16 protein-coding genes are annotated in these 15,241 nt (G+C 76.0%); 9 read left to right on the top strand and 7 right to left on the bottom strand.

What is annotated here, in order from left to right:
- Positions 1-80 precede the first annotated feature (80 nt).
- Positions 81-440, top strand: a complete 360-nt coding sequence (locus Ae505Ps2_RS19080) for a hypothetical protein (protein ID WP_075305737.1) — start codon at positions 81-83, stop codon at positions 438-440.
- Positions 441-580: 140 nt separating this feature from the next.
- Here Ae505Ps2_RS19080 and Ae505Ps2_RS19085 read toward each other — a convergent pair whose 3' ends face one another.
- From Ae505Ps2_RS19085 to Ae505Ps2_RS19095, 3 genes are all read right to left on the bottom strand, one after another.
- Positions 581-865 carry a YggT family protein gene (locus Ae505Ps2_RS19085; protein ID WP_020622897.1) on the bottom strand — a complete coding sequence of 95 codons (285 nt, stop codon included), beginning with the start codon at positions 863-865 and terminating at the stop codon, positions 581-583.
- Positions 866-935: 70 nt separating this feature from the next.
- Positions 936-1,409, bottom strand: coding sequence for a D-aminoacyl-tRNA deacylase (gene dtd / locus Ae505Ps2_RS19090; RefSeq protein ID WP_075305738.1), 474 nt, complete (start codon positions 1,407-1,409; stop codon positions 936-938).
- Positions 1,406-2,974 (bottom strand): methyltransferase, encoded by a 1,569-nt coding sequence (locus Ae505Ps2_RS19095; RefSeq protein ID WP_075553828.1) that lies wholly within the window; start codon positions 2,972-2,974, stop codon positions 1,406-1,408. The genes dtd and Ae505Ps2_RS19095 overlap by 4 nt, the downstream gene beginning before the upstream one ends.
- A gap of 31 nt (positions 2,975-3,005) precedes the next feature.
- On the opposite strand from Ae505Ps2_RS19095, the gene Ae505Ps2_RS19100 reads away from it, so the two are divergent.
- Genes Ae505Ps2_RS19100 through Ae505Ps2_RS19110 form a run of 3 tightly spaced genes read left to right on the top strand, consistent with a single transcriptional unit; the run spans position 3,006 to position 5,233 of the window.
- Positions 3,006-3,611 carry an HhH-GPD-type base excision DNA repair protein gene (locus tag Ae505Ps2_RS19100; RefSeq protein WP_020622894.1) on the top strand — a complete coding sequence of 202 codons (606 nt, stop codon included), beginning with the start codon at positions 3,006-3,008 and terminating at the stop codon, positions 3,609-3,611.
- Between the two features lie 27 nt (positions 3,612-3,638).
- The gene (locus Ae505Ps2_RS19105; protein ID WP_020622893.1) at positions 3,639-4,046 is read left to right on the top strand and encodes a metalloregulator ArsR/SmtB family transcription factor; all 408 of its coding nucleotides are present in this window, start codon (positions 3,639-3,641) and stop codon (positions 4,044-4,046) included.
- Positions 4,043-5,233, top strand: coding sequence for an AMP nucleosidase (locus Ae505Ps2_RS19110; RefSeq protein ID WP_020622892.1), 1,191 nt, complete (start codon positions 4,043-4,045; stop codon positions 5,231-5,233). Before Ae505Ps2_RS19105 ends, Ae505Ps2_RS19110 begins: the two co-directional genes overlap by 4 nt.
- A gap of 51 nt (positions 5,234-5,284) precedes the next feature.
- Here Ae505Ps2_RS19110 and Ae505Ps2_RS19115 read toward each other — a convergent pair whose 3' ends face one another.
- Entirely contained in the window at positions 5,285-7,045 is a 1,761-nt protein-coding gene (locus Ae505Ps2_RS19115) for a GNAT family N-acetyltransferase (RefSeq protein WP_075554275.1), read from the bottom strand.
- A 40-nt stretch (positions 7,046-7,085) separates the two neighbouring features.
- Between Ae505Ps2_RS19115 and Ae505Ps2_RS19120 the strand changes: the two genes are divergently transcribed.
- From Ae505Ps2_RS19120 to Ae505Ps2_RS19130, 3 genes are read left to right on the top strand one after another with little or no spacing between them, the layout of a single operon-like run.
- Positions 7,086-7,982, top strand: coding sequence for an alpha/beta hydrolase (locus Ae505Ps2_RS19120; RefSeq protein WP_075305741.1), 897 nt, complete (start codon positions 7,086-7,088; stop codon positions 7,980-7,982).
- Complete coding sequence (locus tag Ae505Ps2_RS19125) at positions 7,975-8,373, top strand: DUF3099 domain-containing protein (RefSeq protein WP_075553829.1); 399 nt, start codon at positions 7,975-7,977, stop codon at positions 8,371-8,373. Before Ae505Ps2_RS19120 ends, Ae505Ps2_RS19125 begins: the two co-directional genes overlap by 8 nt.
- Positions 8,374-8,399: 26 nt before the next feature.
- The gene (locus Ae505Ps2_RS19130) at positions 8,400-8,654 is read left to right on the top strand and encodes a DUF3039 domain-containing protein (protein ID WP_043279309.1); all 255 of its coding nucleotides are present in this window, start codon (positions 8,400-8,402) and stop codon (positions 8,652-8,654) included.
- Between the two features lie 62 nt (positions 8,655-8,716).
- On the opposite strand, the gene Ae505Ps2_RS19135 is transcribed toward Ae505Ps2_RS19130, so the two are convergent.
- The 3 genes from Ae505Ps2_RS19135 to Ae505Ps2_RS19145 all read right to left on the bottom strand — a co-directional run bounded on the left by Ae505Ps2_RS19135 (position 8,717) and on the right by Ae505Ps2_RS19145 (position 12,164).
- A complete protein-coding gene (locus Ae505Ps2_RS19135; RefSeq protein WP_139318689.1) occupies positions 8,717-9,289 on the bottom strand; it encodes a GNAT family N-acetyltransferase in 573 nt (190 codons plus the stop codon).
- Between the two features lie 63 nt (positions 9,290-9,352).
- The gene (locus Ae505Ps2_RS19140) at positions 9,353-10,198 is read right to left on the bottom strand and encodes an alpha/beta fold hydrolase (protein WP_051050219.1); all 846 of its coding nucleotides are present in this window, start codon (positions 10,196-10,198) and stop codon (positions 9,353-9,355) included.
- 76 nt (positions 10,199-10,274) lie between these two features.
- Positions 10,275-12,164, bottom strand: coding sequence for an alpha/beta hydrolase (locus tag Ae505Ps2_RS19145; protein WP_139320189.1), 1,890 nt, complete (start codon positions 12,162-12,164; stop codon positions 10,275-10,277).
- 114 nt (positions 12,165-12,278) lie between these two features.
- On the opposite strand from Ae505Ps2_RS19145, the gene Ae505Ps2_RS19150 reads away from it, so the two are divergent.
- Positions 12,279-12,968: an rRNA adenine N-6-methyltransferase family protein gene (locus tag Ae505Ps2_RS19150; protein ID WP_233147509.1), complete on the top strand. Its 690-nt coding sequence runs from the start codon at positions 12,279-12,281 to the stop codon at positions 12,966-12,968.
- A gap of 168 nt (positions 12,969-13,136) precedes the next feature.
- Complete coding sequence (locus tag Ae505Ps2_RS19155) at positions 13,137-14,864, top strand: DEAD/DEAH box helicase (protein WP_075305745.1); 1,728 nt, start codon at positions 13,137-13,139, stop codon at positions 14,862-14,864.
- Positions 14,865-15,241 lie beyond the last annotated feature (377 nt).

Here is a 15,241-nt window from a genome sequence, read left to right on the forward strand (position 1 = left end):
CGTAGTTTTCTTGGCATGCCGGGGTGCTCGTCGTGCTCCCCGTCCGCACCCCAGACACGTCTCCCGGGAGGGAAGCACCGATGACCGCCTCCACCGAGCAGTTCGTCGACATCGCCAAGCGTGGCCAGGACCTGGTCACCGAGTCCGTCCGCGGGTGGACCGAGGCCGCGAGCGGCCTGGCCCGCCAGTTCGGCGCCGGGGACCGCCCGCAGCTGCCCGACGCGGGCGCCGCCGTCGAGCGCGTCTTCGACTTCTACGAGCAGGTGCTGGGCCACCAGCGCGAGTTCGCGCGGACCGTCGTCAGCGCCGGTACCTCGGTGTTCGACCAGGTCACCGAGCAGGCGACCAAGGCGGCCGAGGCCGTGACCGAGCACGCCGGGCGCGGCGCCGAGGCCGTCGCGGAGAAGACCGCGCGCGCCACCCGCAGCACCACCAAGTGAGTCCCCGACCCGGGACTCCCTGAACGACCTCGACGGCCCCCGCCCGGTCACCCGGGCGGGGGCCGTCGTCGTGTGACGGGACCGGGTGTCCCTACCGGCGGGTGGGGGAGAGGCTGGGCCCGCCGTCACCCCGAGGACGGTCAGAACGGGATCAGCGGCACCACGAGGACCCGGGCGAGCAGCACGACCACGAACACGATCAGGACCGACAGGTCCAGCCCGACCGCTCCCATCCGCACCGGCTGCACCCGGCGGCGGATCGGGGCGACGACCGGTTCGGTGAGCCCGTGGGTGATCCGCCGGGCGGTGTCGAGCACGGCGCCACCCCGCCCGGACCCGAGCACCTCGATCCAGTCCACGACGACCCGCGCGATCAGGACGAGCTGGAACAACCCCAGCAACGACGACAGCAGATACGCGACCATGCCCACATCGTCCCCTTTCCGGCTGAGAGTCCGGTGAGAGGACGCTGTGACGCGGTGACGAGCTCGGCGTTCAGACCTCGACGAGCACCGTGAACGGCCCGTCGTTGACCGACTCCACGGCCATCCGCGCCCCGAACTCGCCCGTCCGCACCGTCGCGCCGCGCCCGCGCAGCGCGGCCACCACGGCGTCGACGACCGGCTCGGCGTCCTGTGGGCGCGCGGCCGCCGACCAGGACGGCCGGCGGCCCTTCCGGGTCTCGCCGTACAGGGTGAACTGGCTGACGACCAGCAGCGGGGCGCCGGTGTCGGCGCAGGACAGCTCACCGCCGTCCGCCCCGGTGAGGATCCGCAGCTCGTGCAGCTTGCGGGCCATCGTGTCGACCTTCCGTGCGGTCGCGGCGGGGTCGGTGCCGACGTCGTCGACGTGCACACCGAGCAGCACCAGCAGCCCGGGCCCGATCTCCCCGGACACCCGCAGCGGTGTGCCGTCGGGCGCCTCGATGGTCACCGACGCCCGTCGCACCCGCGCGACGACGGCCCTCACCCGACCGGCCCCGACGGCGACGCGGCCGCGGTCCGCGCGGGCACCGGGTGCGGCCAGCCGTCCACCGGCTGCAGGAGCCCGTGCCGCACGAACTCGCGCACCGCGGGCAGGGTCGCCGCGACCAGGGCGTCGGTCGGCAGGTCGTGGGCGTAGGACAGCAGCGCCAGCAGCTCCGACAGCGGCAGCTCGCCGCGGCAGCCGGCCAGCAGCGCCGCGGCCGGGCCGTCGACGGGGTGCTCCCAGCCGGGGCCGCCCCAGCGGCGCACGGTGGTGGACAGCTCGGCCCAGCCGCCGTCGGGGTCGACCGACGACGCCGACTCCAGCACGGTCTCCGGGGCGAGCAGCAGCCGCGCGCCCAGCAGGTCCTCGTCGCGGGTGTGGGCGCGCAGCCAGTCGACCCGGTCCAGCCAGCCGGTCATCTCCCGGCCCAGGCCCTCGCCCAGCTCGCCGGGCAGGTCCTCGACCACGACGGTCGGCTCGGCCTCGGGGTCGGAGGTGCGGCGCAGCATCAGGAAGCCGAACCCGACCCCCTCCACCCGCTCGGCGGCCATCCAGTCCAGCCAGGCCCCGGCCTGCTCGCGCGCCGCCCGCGAGCTCGGGACCAGCCCGGCGTCGCGCTGCCAGGTGCCCACGTGCAGGCCCGGGTCGACGACCTCGCGCTGCAGCACCCAGGCGTCGACGCCGTCGGGCAGCCAGGAACGCACCCGGTCCGGCCAGTCCTCGCCGCGCACGTGCAGCCACGACCCCAGCAGCTGCGCGACCCCGCCCGGGTTGAGCAGGCCGGGCAGCTCGCCCAGCAGCGCGGCCAGCGCGGAGTCCCCGGCGGTGCCGGAGTCGCGGTAGACGTAGTCCACCCGCGGCGGGCCCGGCACGAACGGCGGATTGGACACCACCTGGTCGAAGCGCTCCCCGGCCACCGGGGCGAACCACGGACCCTCCCGCAGGTCGACCTCCACCCCGGACAGCCCCAGCGACAGCCGGGCCAGCGCCAGCGCCCGGGGCAGCACGTCGGTGGCGGTGACCCGCATCGCGTGCCGGGAGCCGTGCAGCGCCTGCACCCCGCAGCCGGTGCCCAGGTCGAGCAGGGTGCCGACCGGGCGGCGGACGGTCGCCGCGGCCAGCGTCAGCGACGCCCCGCCGACTCCGGTGACGTGCTCGCGGTCCTGCCGCGCGGCGGGGGTGTCGATGTCGGACACCACCCACCAGTCGGTGCCCGGCTCGCCCTCGGCGCCGGCGCCCTCGCCGTAGGGGCGCACGTCCAGCGCGGCCCGGATGCCGTCGGGGGTGCGACGCAGGATCCGGCCCTCCAGCAGCGGGTCCAGGTCGCCCAGTGCCGCGGTCACCGCCGGCTCGGGCTCGGTGTCCTCGAGCAGGAACAGCCGCACCAGGGTGCCGAGCTCACCGCCGTCGCGGCTGGCACGGGCGGCGGGCTCCGGTTCGCCGCGGGTCAGCGCGTCGTGCGCGGAGCGGCCCAGCAGGGCGCGCACGCCGTCCGGGGTGTAGGCCGCGTCCAGCAGGCAGCCGCGGACGCGTTCGATGGCACCGGCGTCGAGATGGGGGAGCACCCCGCCATTGTCGCGTGCCATCCTGTGCGGCATGAGCGGGATCTGCATCGCCCAGGAACCGGAGGCCGACGCGCTGCTGGAACGCGAGCCCCTCGCGTTGCTGATCGGCATGCTGCTCGACCAGCAGATCCAGATGGAGGTCGCGTTCCGTGGCCCGCTGAAGCTCTACGAGCGCCTCGGTGGGCTCGACGTGCGCGTCATCGCCGACCACGACCCCGAGGCCTTCGCGACGCTCGCCACCACCCCGCCCGCCATCCACCGCTACGGCGGCTCGATGGCCAAGCGGGTGCAGGAGATGTGCCGCGCGATCGTGGAGGACTGGGACGGGGACCCGGCCGCGATCTGGACCCGGCCCGGGGCCGACGGCGCCGCGCCCGACGGACGTGAGGTGCTGCGCAGGCTCAAGGCGCTGCCCGGCTACGGCGAGCAGAAGGCGAAGATCTTCCTCGCGATCCTCGGCAAGCAGTACGGGGTCACCCCGGACGGCTGGCGGGAGGCCGCCGGGGACTACGGCGCCGACGGCACCCGGCTCTCCGCGGCCGACGTCGTCGACGGGCAGACCCTCCTCGAGGTGCGCGACACGAAGAAGGCGATCAAGGCCGCGGCACGCGAGAAGAAGGCCGCTGCGGCGAAGTGATCCGCCGACAGGGCTAGCATCACAGGCGTGCACAAGGTTCCGGAGGCGCTCGCCGGCGCACGCGTGATCGACCCGGACCAGGTCTGCGACGCCGTCGCGGTGCTCGCCGACTCGGAGAAGGTGGCCGAGGCGGCGACCGTCCTGGACGTCCTGGGCGAGGCCAACCGTCTGTCGCTGCTGCTCGCGCTGCAGCACGCCGGGGACCTCTGCGTCTCCGACCTCGCCGTCGCCGTCGGGATGAGCGACTCGGCCGTGTCGCACGCGCTGCGCCTGCTGCGCGCACACGGCATGGTCACCGCCCACCGCGAGGGACGGCTGGTCCGCTACCGGTTGACCGACGGGCTCGCCCGCCGCGTGCTGGAGATCGTGTCGGCGGTCGCCGTCGCCCCGGGCGCGCTGCACGCGCACGGCGCCGACGACGGGGAGGCGTCGTGACCCCCGCCATGATCGAGCAGGTCCGCCCACCGGTGCCGGCCGAGAAGCTCGACCACGAGATCGCCCGGCTGCTCGACGCCCTCCAGTCGGTCTACGACGACGGCTGGTACCCCGAGCTCGAGGTCGTGCGCCCCTGGTCGACGCACAACCCGCGGATCTCCGGCGAGTTCGCCCGGCCGTGCGCGATCCGCCGCTACCTGCACCGGGAGCTGCGCGGCCTGCTCGCCGCCGGGGCCACCGTCACCGCCCGCGCCGCCCGACCGGCCCGGGCGTTCACCGACCCGGAGTTCTTCGCCGCGCTCGACGAGGACCGTTTCGACCTGCGCGTGAAGAAGCTGTTCCTGTTCGGCCCGGAACGCATGGCGCTCTCGCTCGACCGGCTCTCGCACTACACCGGCACCCCGGCCGAGTCCTTCCAGCGGCACGTGCTGTTCACCAACTACGCCATGCACGTCGAGTCGTTCCTGGAGCGCTTCCCCGACGCCGAGCGGCCCGACCGCGCCGGTGTCCAGATGCCCGCCTACCACCACCCGGGCGCCGACGGCGACGGCGTGACCCTGGTGAACATCGGCGTCGGCCCGGCCAACGCCAAGACCGTCACCGACCACCTCGCGGTGCTCCGTCCGGACACCATGATCATGATCGGGCACTGCGGCGGCCTGCGGAACCGCCAGGAGCTGGGCGACTTCGTGCTGGCCACGGCCTACCAGCGGGCCGATCACGTGCTCGACGAGGTGCTCCCGGCGGACGTCCCGGTCATCCCGAGCATCCGGCTCAACGGCTACCTGATGGACGCGCTCGGCGCGGCCGAGGCGACCTGGCGGCCAGGTGTCGTGCACACCACCGACAACCGCAACTGGGAGTTCAACCAGGCCGCGACGCTGCACCGGATGCGGCTGGCCCGGGCCGTCGCGGTGGACATGGAGTCCGCGACGATCGCCGCCAACGGCTTCCGTTACCGGATCCCGAACGCGACCCTGCTGTGCGTGTCGGACAAGCCGCTGCACGCCGAGCCCAAGCTGGCCGGCGGCGCGCGGGCGTTCTACGAGACGAGCAAGCGCAAGCACCTCGGGATCGCGCTGGACGCGCTGGACCGGGTCCGCGCCGAGCACCCCGACGGGCTGCCCGGCTCCGAGGTCCGCTCCGCCGACGAGCCGCTGCTCGGCAACGGGCCCGACGGGGCCTGAGCCGCCCCGCCGGCCGGCAGGGTCAGAGCGGCAGCGCCAGAGGGGCAGGGGTCAGAGCGGCCGGGTGTACCCGGCCCGGTCGGGCTGGTAGCCGAACCGCGCCAGGAACGGGTGCGGCCCGTCCCCGGCGGTGTCCCCGGCCCGGGCCAGGACGGCGCCGCGGGCGCGCCCGTGCTCGTGCGCCCACTCCAGCAGCGCCGACCCGACCCCGCGCCGCCGCCACCCGACGGCGACCCGCAGCCCCTCGACCTGCAACCGGGTCGTGCCACGCAGGACGGGCCCGGGCAGGATCGTGAGCTGCACGGTCGCGACCACCCGGCCGTCGCCGGCGCGGGCGACCGCGAGGAACCGGCCGGGGTCGCGGTCCAGGGCGTCGAAGGCCTCCTCGTAGGGTGCGAGGTCCGGGTCGTCCGGGTCGTCCGGGTCGTCCGGGTCGGCGGCGTCCCCGGCGCCCGACAGCAGTGCGACGACCGCGGCGACGTCGGCTCGGCTGGCCCGGTCGACGACGAGCCGCCCCCCGGCCAGCACGACGTCCGCACCCGCCGGGTGGGCCGAGGCCCGGACGCCGTCGACGACCCGGTCGAGCCAGGCGCCGACGTTCTCCCTGGCCTCGTCGGTGTCGGGGTAGCGGCAGCGCAGGTGCAGGCCGGCCTCGTCGAGGATGAACCAGACCATCACGCCGTCGGCGTCGCCCGCGGAGCTGACGTACTGCGCCTCCAGCCCGGCGTGGTCGATGCGCACCGGCAGCCGCCGCAGGTCCAGCCAGGAGATCGCGAACATGCCGGGGGCCTCGGGCATCCCGCCCCAGGGGGCCAGCACGTCGTCGAGCGGCCAGGACCCGAGCCGCACGGCCTCACGGACGGCGTCGGCGCAGGCCCGCGGGTCCGGGTCGCCCGCGTCGATCACCGCGTTGGTGATGAACCAGCCGACCGAGCCGTGCCAGCGGTCGTCGTAGCGGCTGTGCACCGGGAACACCGCGCGCAGCGGGGCGTGCGCCAGCTCCCGGGTGGTGCGGGTCATGACCGAGGTGACCAACGCCAGCGTCGACACCCCGGATGCGCGTGCCCGGCGTTCGAACAGCGCGCAGTCGTCGACGCCGAGCACGTCGCGCACCTCCACGCGCTCCGGGGGAGCGGGGGCGAGCTCCCCGAGCGGCAGCGGGAAGCGGGGCATCACGTCGCCGCCCGCGGCCAGGATCTCCGCCCAGCGCTGCCGGACCTGGTCGGGTGCGGGCTCGAGGTCGGCCAGGGCGGCGGTGTGCTCGGCGAAGGGGCGCACGGTGCCGGCCGGCAGCGTCCCGCCCAGGCCCTGCACGAGGTCGCGCAGGATCACCAGCAGCGACCACATGTCCACGTGGGCGTGGTCGGCGGCCACGACGAGCGTCGGCCGGTCCGCGGTGAGGATCACACAGAGCCGGTGCGAGGGCGCCGCGTAGGGGGTGCAGCGCTCGTCGAGCATCCGCCGGACGGCGTCGTCGACGGCCTGGCCGGGCGCGATGGGGTGGGTGACCCAGCGGCCGGGACGCAGGTCCACCTCGTGCAGCCGGGGACCGGCCGGGCCGGGGGAGAACACCGTGCGCAGCGTCCCGTGCCGGCGCAGCACCGCCAGCCAGGCCTCGGCCAGCGCGTCGAGGTCGACCGCGGGCAGCCGGCAGGTGATCGCCATCCACGAGCCGGGCCGGTCACCGCGGTCGACGTGGCGGCGCTGGTCGAACGAGACCGGGACCGGGTCGCCCCGGCGGCCGACGGTGACGTCGTAGCCGAGCAGCGTCCCGTAGGGAAGGCGCAGGTGCGTCACGCTCGTCAGCCGCATGGCCATAACCTAGGCCGACGATGATCAGGAGGCGTAGCGCATGGCCACGTTCGGGATCGCCGGGGCGACGCTGGACTTCGACGTACGCGACGAACCCGGCGCTCCGGCGGTGGTGGCGCTGCACGGCCTCACCTCCAGCCGTCGCCGCGAGACCCTGATGCGGCTCGACATCGCCTCCCGGGTCGAGGGCATCCGGCTGCTGCGCTACGACGCGCGCGGCCACGGCCGCTCCGGCGGCACCACCGACCCCGCCGACTACCGGTGGCCCGCGCTGGCCCGGGACCTGCTGGGGCTGCTCGACCACGTCCTGCCCGGTGAGCGGGTGCACGGGGTCGGACCGTCGATGGGAGCCGGGACGCTGCTGCACGCCGCACTGGCCGACCCGGGCCGGTTCGCCAGCCTCACCCTGATGCTGCCGCCGACCGCCTGGGAGACCCGGCGCGCCCGGGCCCGCGACTACGAGCGCTCCGCGCTGGCCGTGGAGGCCGCGGGCATCGCGGCGCTCGACGCCGGCGCCGACGACGCGGATCTCCCCCCGGCCGCCCGGGGCCGCCCGCGGACCGAGCCCGACGTGCGCGCCGACCTGCTCCCGGCCATCCTGCGCGGCGCGGCCGCCACCGACCTCCCCGCACCGGAGGAGCTGGAGCGGATCACGGTGCCGGTGCAGATCCTGGCCTGGACCGGGGACCCGGGGCATCCGGAGTCCACCGCGCAGACCCTGCGGGAGCGGCTGCCCGCGGCCGGGCTGTCGATCGCGGCGACCCCGGACGACGTCGTGTGGTGGTCGCGGCTGCTCGCCGCGCGGCTGCGCCGCTGGGAGTCGCTGGATCCCACCGTCGACGGACCCGCGGATGTGCGCGAGGCGCCCCGCGGGCGCCCGCGCAGAGAACGCACAGGGGTGTCACCATGGAGAGGGAGGTGGTTCGACAGTGGCTGACCAGCGACACGAGGACCCCGTTCTCATCACGGACGCGCAGATGTCCTACGAAGAGGAACTGGAGATCCGCAAGCGGCGCTACAAGTGGACGATGGGCATGCGGATCCCGTGCATGGTCCTCGCCGGCGTCTTCTACACCTACCCGTGGGTCGCGGTGACCCTGCTCGTGATCTCCGTGCCGCTGCCGTGGATGGCGGTGCTGATCGCGAACGACCGGCTGCCGCGCAAGGCCGAGAAGCCCAACCGGCACCGCCAGGGGCACCGGGCCATCGAGGCCCGCCCGCACCCGGTGATCGACCAGGCGGACGAGCCACCGCCCGCTGACGGGCCCACGACCGACGACGAGCAGCCCACGGGCACGGCCGGCGGCGGCACCACCTCCACGCGTTGAGGCCGTGTTCGGGCATCATGGGCGCCATGTCCACGACGACGCTGCCCGAGGTCGACACCCGGCCGGAGACCACCGACAAGACCGGTGACGACCGGCCGGACATGTTCCACTACGTCAAGAAGGACCGGATCGCCGAGAGTGCCGTCCTGGGGAACATGGTCGTGGCACTGTGCGGCGAGACCTTCCCGGTGACCAAGTCGCCCAAGCCGGGGTCGCCGGTGTGCCCGCAGTGCAAGGAGATCTTCGACGGGCTCCCCCCTGGTGGCGGCGACGGCGAGTGAGACCCGCCCGAGGCGGCGCCGAGAGGGCGCCGCGCCTGCGCTGAGGGCACGCCGGGACCGGCTCAGCCCCGCGCGAGCAGCAGCCGCAGCGGGGTGGAGCACGGGTCACCGGGCACGGCGCGCAGCACGGTCTCGGTGACCATCCCGGCCGACCGGTAGAGCGCCAGCGCCGCGGCGTTGTCCGCGGCCACCTCGAGCCACAGCCGCCCCGTCCCCGCCCACGGCGGCCGCTCGGGGGTCTCCCCGGTCGCACCGGGCACCCCGGCGACGGCGAGGGCGGCACCGAGCAGTGCCCGCCCGGCGCCGGTGCCGCGCCGGTCGGGATGGACCACGAGCCGGTGCAGCTCGACGCCCGGTTCCGGGCCGCGCGGCGCGGCCAGCACGACGTAGCCCGCCGGGCCGGGCTCGCCGTGACGTTCCAGGACCAGGTGCATCCGGGCCGGGTCGGCCGCGGCGTCGTCGTGCCACTCCGGTCCGGTGGTGTCGCCGATGCCGGGGGCGCCGTCGTCGAGCGCGGCCAGTGCCGCCGAGTCCGCCGGGCCGCGCCACGGCCGCAGGACCGTGTCGCGGGCCTGGTGGGCGGGCGTCGTGCGTACACCGGTCGTGCGTGCACCGGTCGTTCGTGCGGGGGACACCACCCGGCCATCCTGCGTCCACCCGCGCGGACCCGCTCGGCCGGGGGCCGGGTGGGACCGGGATCAGGACCGCAGGAAGGCGTCGATCTCCGTGGCGAACGGCTCCGGATCGAGCAGCAGCTCCAGGTGTCCACCGGGGTAGCGGCTGATCCGGGAGCGGCGGATCCCGCGGTGCAGCATCGTGGCGTTGCCGCGCGGGACGATCGGGTCGTCGTCGCCGGCGATGATCAGGGTGTCCGCGGTGATCGCCGGCAGCAGCGGCAGGCTGGTCCAGCCCGAGAGCGCCATCAGCTGGTAGTAGTAGCCGCGCATCGGGCCGCGCCGGGCGCCCGCGCCGAGTGCCTCCGCGGCCCGTTCCGGGTGGTCGCGCAGCGAGCCGCCGTAGATGCGGGCGGCGACGGCGTCGATGTAGGACGGGTCCTGGTGGCGCTTCGGCGAGGTCATGACGGCCATCACCCGCGGCGAGGCGGGGATCATCAGCGCCCCCGGCCCGGTCGCGACGAGCACGAGCTTGCGGACCCGTCGCCGACGGCTGATCGCCAGCTGCTGGGCCAGCATCCCGCCCCAGGAGAACCCGAGGACGTCGGCCTCGCGCACGCCCAGCTTCGTGAGCACCTGGCCGAGCCGGTGCGCCATCCACGTCAGGTGGTACGGCATCCGCGGCACCGCCGACCCGCCGATGCCCGGCGGGTCGAACCGGATGACGTCGAGGTCCGCGGGCAGCGCCGCGACCAGCGGGTCGAGCACGTCGGTGGCGGCGCCGATGCCGTTGCACAGCAGCAGCGGGGTACGGCGGGGGCCCGGGCCGGAGGCGGGGCGACGCACGACGCGCAGGGCCCGGCCGCCGACGAGCACGTCGTGCTCCTCGAGGCCTGCCCCGCTCACGGGACGGGAGCTGGAAGTGGTCATCACCGCCGAGCCTAGGCGCCGTGGCCGGGCGGTGGGGTGCCGGAAAGGCCGGGGTGTGATGATCCCGGGCCCGCCCTCAGACGGGGGCGGGTTCGCCCAGGTAGGTGCCCGGCGCGGGGAACAGCGGTCGCAGGCGGCGTCCGCCCAGCTCGGGGGGTGCGTCGCGCACCGTGCCGGACCGCTCGACCAGCCAGCGGGCCAGGTCGTCCCACCAGGAGCCCTCGACGGCCTCGGCCCCGGCCCGCCAGCGCTGCGCCACGCCGTCGCCGGTGGAGCAGGGGGCGGCCCGGAACCCGGTCGCCATCGACGGCGGTGCGATCAGCGCCCCCGCCTGGTCACCGGGGGCCAGCACGAGCCGGCAGCCGCCGCCGAGGCGCTGCGCGGTGCGGTACCCGCCCGTCCAGGGCTGTACCGGGTCGTCGTCGGCGGCCACGAGGTAGCTGTCGCGCCGCAGCTCGGCGAACCGGACGGGGGTGCCGAGGACCCGCACGTCGGGCCGGTCGGGGTCCGCGCCGTCGCCGGTGGCCGCGGCGAGCGCGGCGAGGTCGATGTGCAGCCCGGCGGGCAGCGGCAGCAGGTCGGCCACCCAGGCCCGCATCGCCCGCGCGGCGCGGCCGTCCAGGTCGGCGGTCCCGCCACCGTGCGGCACCGCCCACGGCAGCACCCGGTCCGGGCCGCGCCGCCACGCCCAGGCCCGCACCGCCGTCGCGCCGTCGAGAACGCCGTCGCGGGCGGCCAGGTCGGCGGTCTCCGCGACGGTCGCCGGGTCGGGCGCGAAGCCGGGCAGCGCGTCGGACTGGTCGAGGACGGTGGCGAGGTAGGCGACCGCGGCGACCCGGTCGTCGAGCCCGATCGCGGCCTGGTGGGCCTGCACCGCCGCGGTCAGCAGCCCGCCGGTGCGCACCCCGAGCAGCGACACCCGCGGGGCGCGGGTGATCCGCCCGCAGGCGTCGACGGCGTCGAGGACGGCGGCGGCGTGCGCGTCGAGGTCTCGGTCGGCGTCGGCCGGGCCGGCCGGGCGCCAGGACAGCGCGAACACCTGCAGCCCCTTCTCGAGCAGGTGCTCGACCAGCGAGTACCCCGGCGCGAGGTCGGCCAGCCAGTAGCGGTGCACCAGCGGCGGGACGACCAGCACCGGGGTGTCGCGCACCTTCTCGGTCCGCGGCAGGTACTGGAGCAGCTCGAACATCGGGGTGCGCAGGACGACCGCGCCGGGGGTGGCGGCGACGTCGCGGCCGGGGACGGGGCCGCCCCGGGCGTCGCGGGCGCCGGTGTCGAACGGGACCGAGGGGGTGTCGGCGCCGGGGGGTGTGAAGACCCGCTCGGCGGCCTCGGCCGGGGCCGGGCAGGGCTCGTCGGCGGTCGCGGTGTCGGTGGCCACGCTCTCGGTGGTCACGCCGTCGGTGGCGACCACGCTGTCGGCGGTGTGGGCGGTCACGGTGTCGGTGGCCACGGTGTCGGCGGTGTCGGTGGCCGCGGTGGCGTCGGTCACGGCGGTGGTGGCGGCCCGACCGCGGTCGTCCTGCCGGCCGGGACCGGTCCTTGCCGTGGCAGCGGTGCCGTCCGGGGCACCGGCTCCTGCTGATCCGGTGATCACGAGCGGGCCGCCGCCCGGCAGCAGCAGGGACGTGAGGCCCGCGAGGGTCGCGCGCAGCCGCTCGGCGTCCGCGGCGGGCAGGGGCATGTCGGGGCTCGCGACGGCGTCGTCGAGCAGCCCGGCCACCGCCCCGGTCGTCGCGAGCAGCACCTGGGCCGCGCACCGCGCCACCGGTGCGACCGGGCCGGCCGGCACGTCCGGAGCGAGGTCGGAGCGGCCCAGGCCGACCCGGCCCAGCTCGGCGACCCAGCCGCCGCCGCGGCGCAGGAGCAGCAGCGGCCGTGCGGACACGGCGGCCGCCAGCCGCAGCCCCGCCGCGGGCAGGGCGAGGGGGCCGGCGTCGGCTGGGGTGCGGTCGCGCTCGCTCATCGCCTCCATCATCCCCACCGCGACCGGTCGCGGCGCGTTCACCCCGTCGTCGGGCGGCGTTCGGACCTGACCGGCACGGTGGCCCGGTCGCGTCGCACGAGACCCCGGAGCCCGATGAGCACCGTCGCACCGTCCACCCTGTCCCCGGCAGCGCAGCCGTCACCGCAGACGGCAACGCAGACGGCAACGCAGACGGCAACGCCGACCTCCACGGCCGGGGCGGGTGCGTTCCTGCGGGAGTTCCTGCGCGACCCGCTGCGCACGGCGTCGGCGCTGCCGAGCTCCCGGGCGCTGGCCCTCGCCGCGACGGCGCCGGTCCCCGCGACCGGGGACCCGGTCGTCGTCGAGCTGGGGCCGGGCACCGGGGCGTTCACCGACGTCATCGCCGAGCGGCTCGGCGGCCGCGGCCACCATCTGGCCGTCGAGCTGAACCCGCGCCTGGCCGCGCTGCTGCGGGCCCGCCACCCCGGCCTCGACGTCGCCGTCGCCGACGCGGCCGAGCTGCCCGCGCTGCTGGCCGCCCGCGGGCTCGCCCGTGCCGACGTCGTCGTGTCCGGGCTGCCGTGGGCGGCCTACCCGCGCGAGGAGCCGTGGCTGACCGACGTCGTCGCCGGCTGTCTGCACCCCCACGGCGCCCTGACCCAGTTCGGTTACTCGGTGACCCGGGCCCTGCCGCCCGCCCGCCGGCTCCGGCTCCGGCTCGCCGCGGCCTTCGAGGAGGTCGTGCACGGCCGCGCGGTGCTCGCCAACCTCCCGCCCGCGTTCGTCCTCACCGCCCGCCGCCCGCGGCCGCCCCGGGGCTGACCTGGCCCGTCGCCGTCGGGGAGGCTCCCGGCCCGCCCACCGGGCGGCGCCGTCACGACGCCCGGCTACCCTGATCCGCGCCCCGCAGCCGTGTCGGCGTCGACGCGCGGACGTGGCGGGGAATCGCCGGTTCCCACCCGGGAACGACCCACGGACCAGGGGAGACGTGTGTCGCAGACCCAGCTCGTGTCGCCCGACACCCGCCCGCTGCGCGCGTGGCAGCGCAGCGCACTCGCCCGCTACCTCGCGACCTCGCCGCGGGACTTCCTCGCGGTCGCGACCCCGGGCGCGGGCAAGACGACCTTCGCCCTGCGCGTCGCGTCGGAGCTGCTGCGCGACCGGGTGGTCGACGCGATCACCGTCGTCACCCCGACCGAGCACCTGAAGTACCAGTGGGCCGAGTCGGCCGCGGCCGCCGGGATCGCGCTCGACCCCGAGTTCCGCAACTCCGCGGGCGGCACCTCGCGGGACTACCAGGGCATCGCGATCACCTATGCCGGCGTCGCCGCGCACCCGATGCTGCACCGCAACCGCACCGAGAACCGCCGGATGCTGGTGATCCTCGACGAGATCCACCACGCCGGCGACGCCAAGAGCTGGGGCGAGGGCGTCTACGAGGCGTTCGAGCCCGCCACCCGCCGCCTGGCCCTGACCGGTACGCCGTTCCGCTCCGACGACAACCCGATCCCGTTCGTCGAGTACGTCCCCGACGCCGAGGGCGCCCCACGCAGCCGCGCCGACCACCAGTACGGCTACGCCGAGGCGCTCGCCGACAACGTGGTCCGGCCGGTCGTCTTCCTGGCCTACTCCGGCACCTCCAACTGGCGCACCAGCGCCGGCGAGGAGATGTCGGCCCGGCTGGGGGAGCCGCTGACCCGCGAGCAGACCGCGATGGCCTGGCGGACCGCGCTCGACCCCTCGGGGGACTGGATGCCCGCGGTGCTCGCCGCGGCCGACCGCCGCCTGCAGAGCCACCGCGACGGGGGCATGCCCGACGCGGGCGGCCTGGTCATCGCCACCGACCAGACCGCGGCACGGGCCTACGCCGCGTTGCTGACCGGCATCACCGGGGTACGGCCCGCGGTCGTGCTGTCCGACGAGGCGGGCGGCTCGGAGCGGATCGCGGAGTTCTCCCGCTCCACCGAGCGGTGGATGGTCGCGGTCCGGATGGTGTCCGAGGGCGTCGACGTGCCGCGCCTCGCCGTCGGCGTCTACGCCACCAGCGCCTCGACCCCGCTCTACTTCGCCCAGGCCATCGGCCGCTTCGTGCGGTCGCGGCGGCAGGGCGAGACCGCGTCGGTGTTCGTCCCCAGCGTCCCGGTGCTGCTCGGCCTGGCCAGCGAGCTGGAGGCGCAGCGCGACCACGTCCTCGGCAAGCCGCAGCGGCCCGAGGAGGTCTGGAACGACGCCGAGCTGAACGAGGCCAACAAGGTCAAGGACGAGCCCGGTGAGCAGGAGCAGGCGTTCACCTCCCTCGGCGCCGACGCCGAGCTGGACCAGCTGATCTACGAGGGCGCCACCTACTCCGCCGACGAGGAGGACTACCTCGGGCTGCCCGGTCTGCTGGAGCCCGACCAGGTGCGCACCCTGCTGTCCCAGCGGCAGGCGGAGTGGATCGCGAAGGGCTCACCGCGCACCGGTGCCCAGGCCCGCGCGACGCCGGCGACCGAACCGACCCCGCCGCTGGCCGCCGAACGCGGGCAGAGCGTCCGGGAGCGGCTGCAGACCCTGCGCAAGGAGCTCAACACCCTGGTCGCGCTGCACAACCACAAGACCCGCAAGCCGCACGGGAAGATCCACAACGAGCTGCGGGCGCACTGCGGCGGCCCGCCGGTGGCGATGGCGACCATCGAGCAGCTCGAGGAACGCATCGCGACCCTGCGTTCCTGGCGCTGAGAGCCGCCCTCGCGGGCCGCGACCGCGCGCGAGCCCGTGCCTGCGCGGGCGGGGCCCGCAGGCAGCACCGTCGTGCCGGGACCACCGCGCAGGCCGGGACGGGAGGGCACGGCGGCCCGTGCCCGGGCGATGGGGCGGCCTGTCGCCGTCGCGGGGCTGCAGCGCCACCGCAGCGCCACCGCCGCACCACCGGGACGCCGGTGCGGCCGAGCACACGGTGATCCGTTCCGCGCGCGCTGATCCGCTCGGCGCGCGCGTCCGGACACGCGCGGACCGCGGATCACCGCGCAGACTGCGGATCACCGCGCAGACTGCGGATCACCGCGCAGACTGCGGATCACCGCGCAGACTGCGGATCACCGCGCAGACTGCGGATC

Origin of the sequence: Pseudonocardia sp. Ae505_Ps2 (assembly GCF_001932425.1) — a bacterium.
Lineage (GTDB): Bacteria > Actinomycetota > Actinomycetes > Mycobacteriales > Pseudonocardiaceae > Pseudonocardia.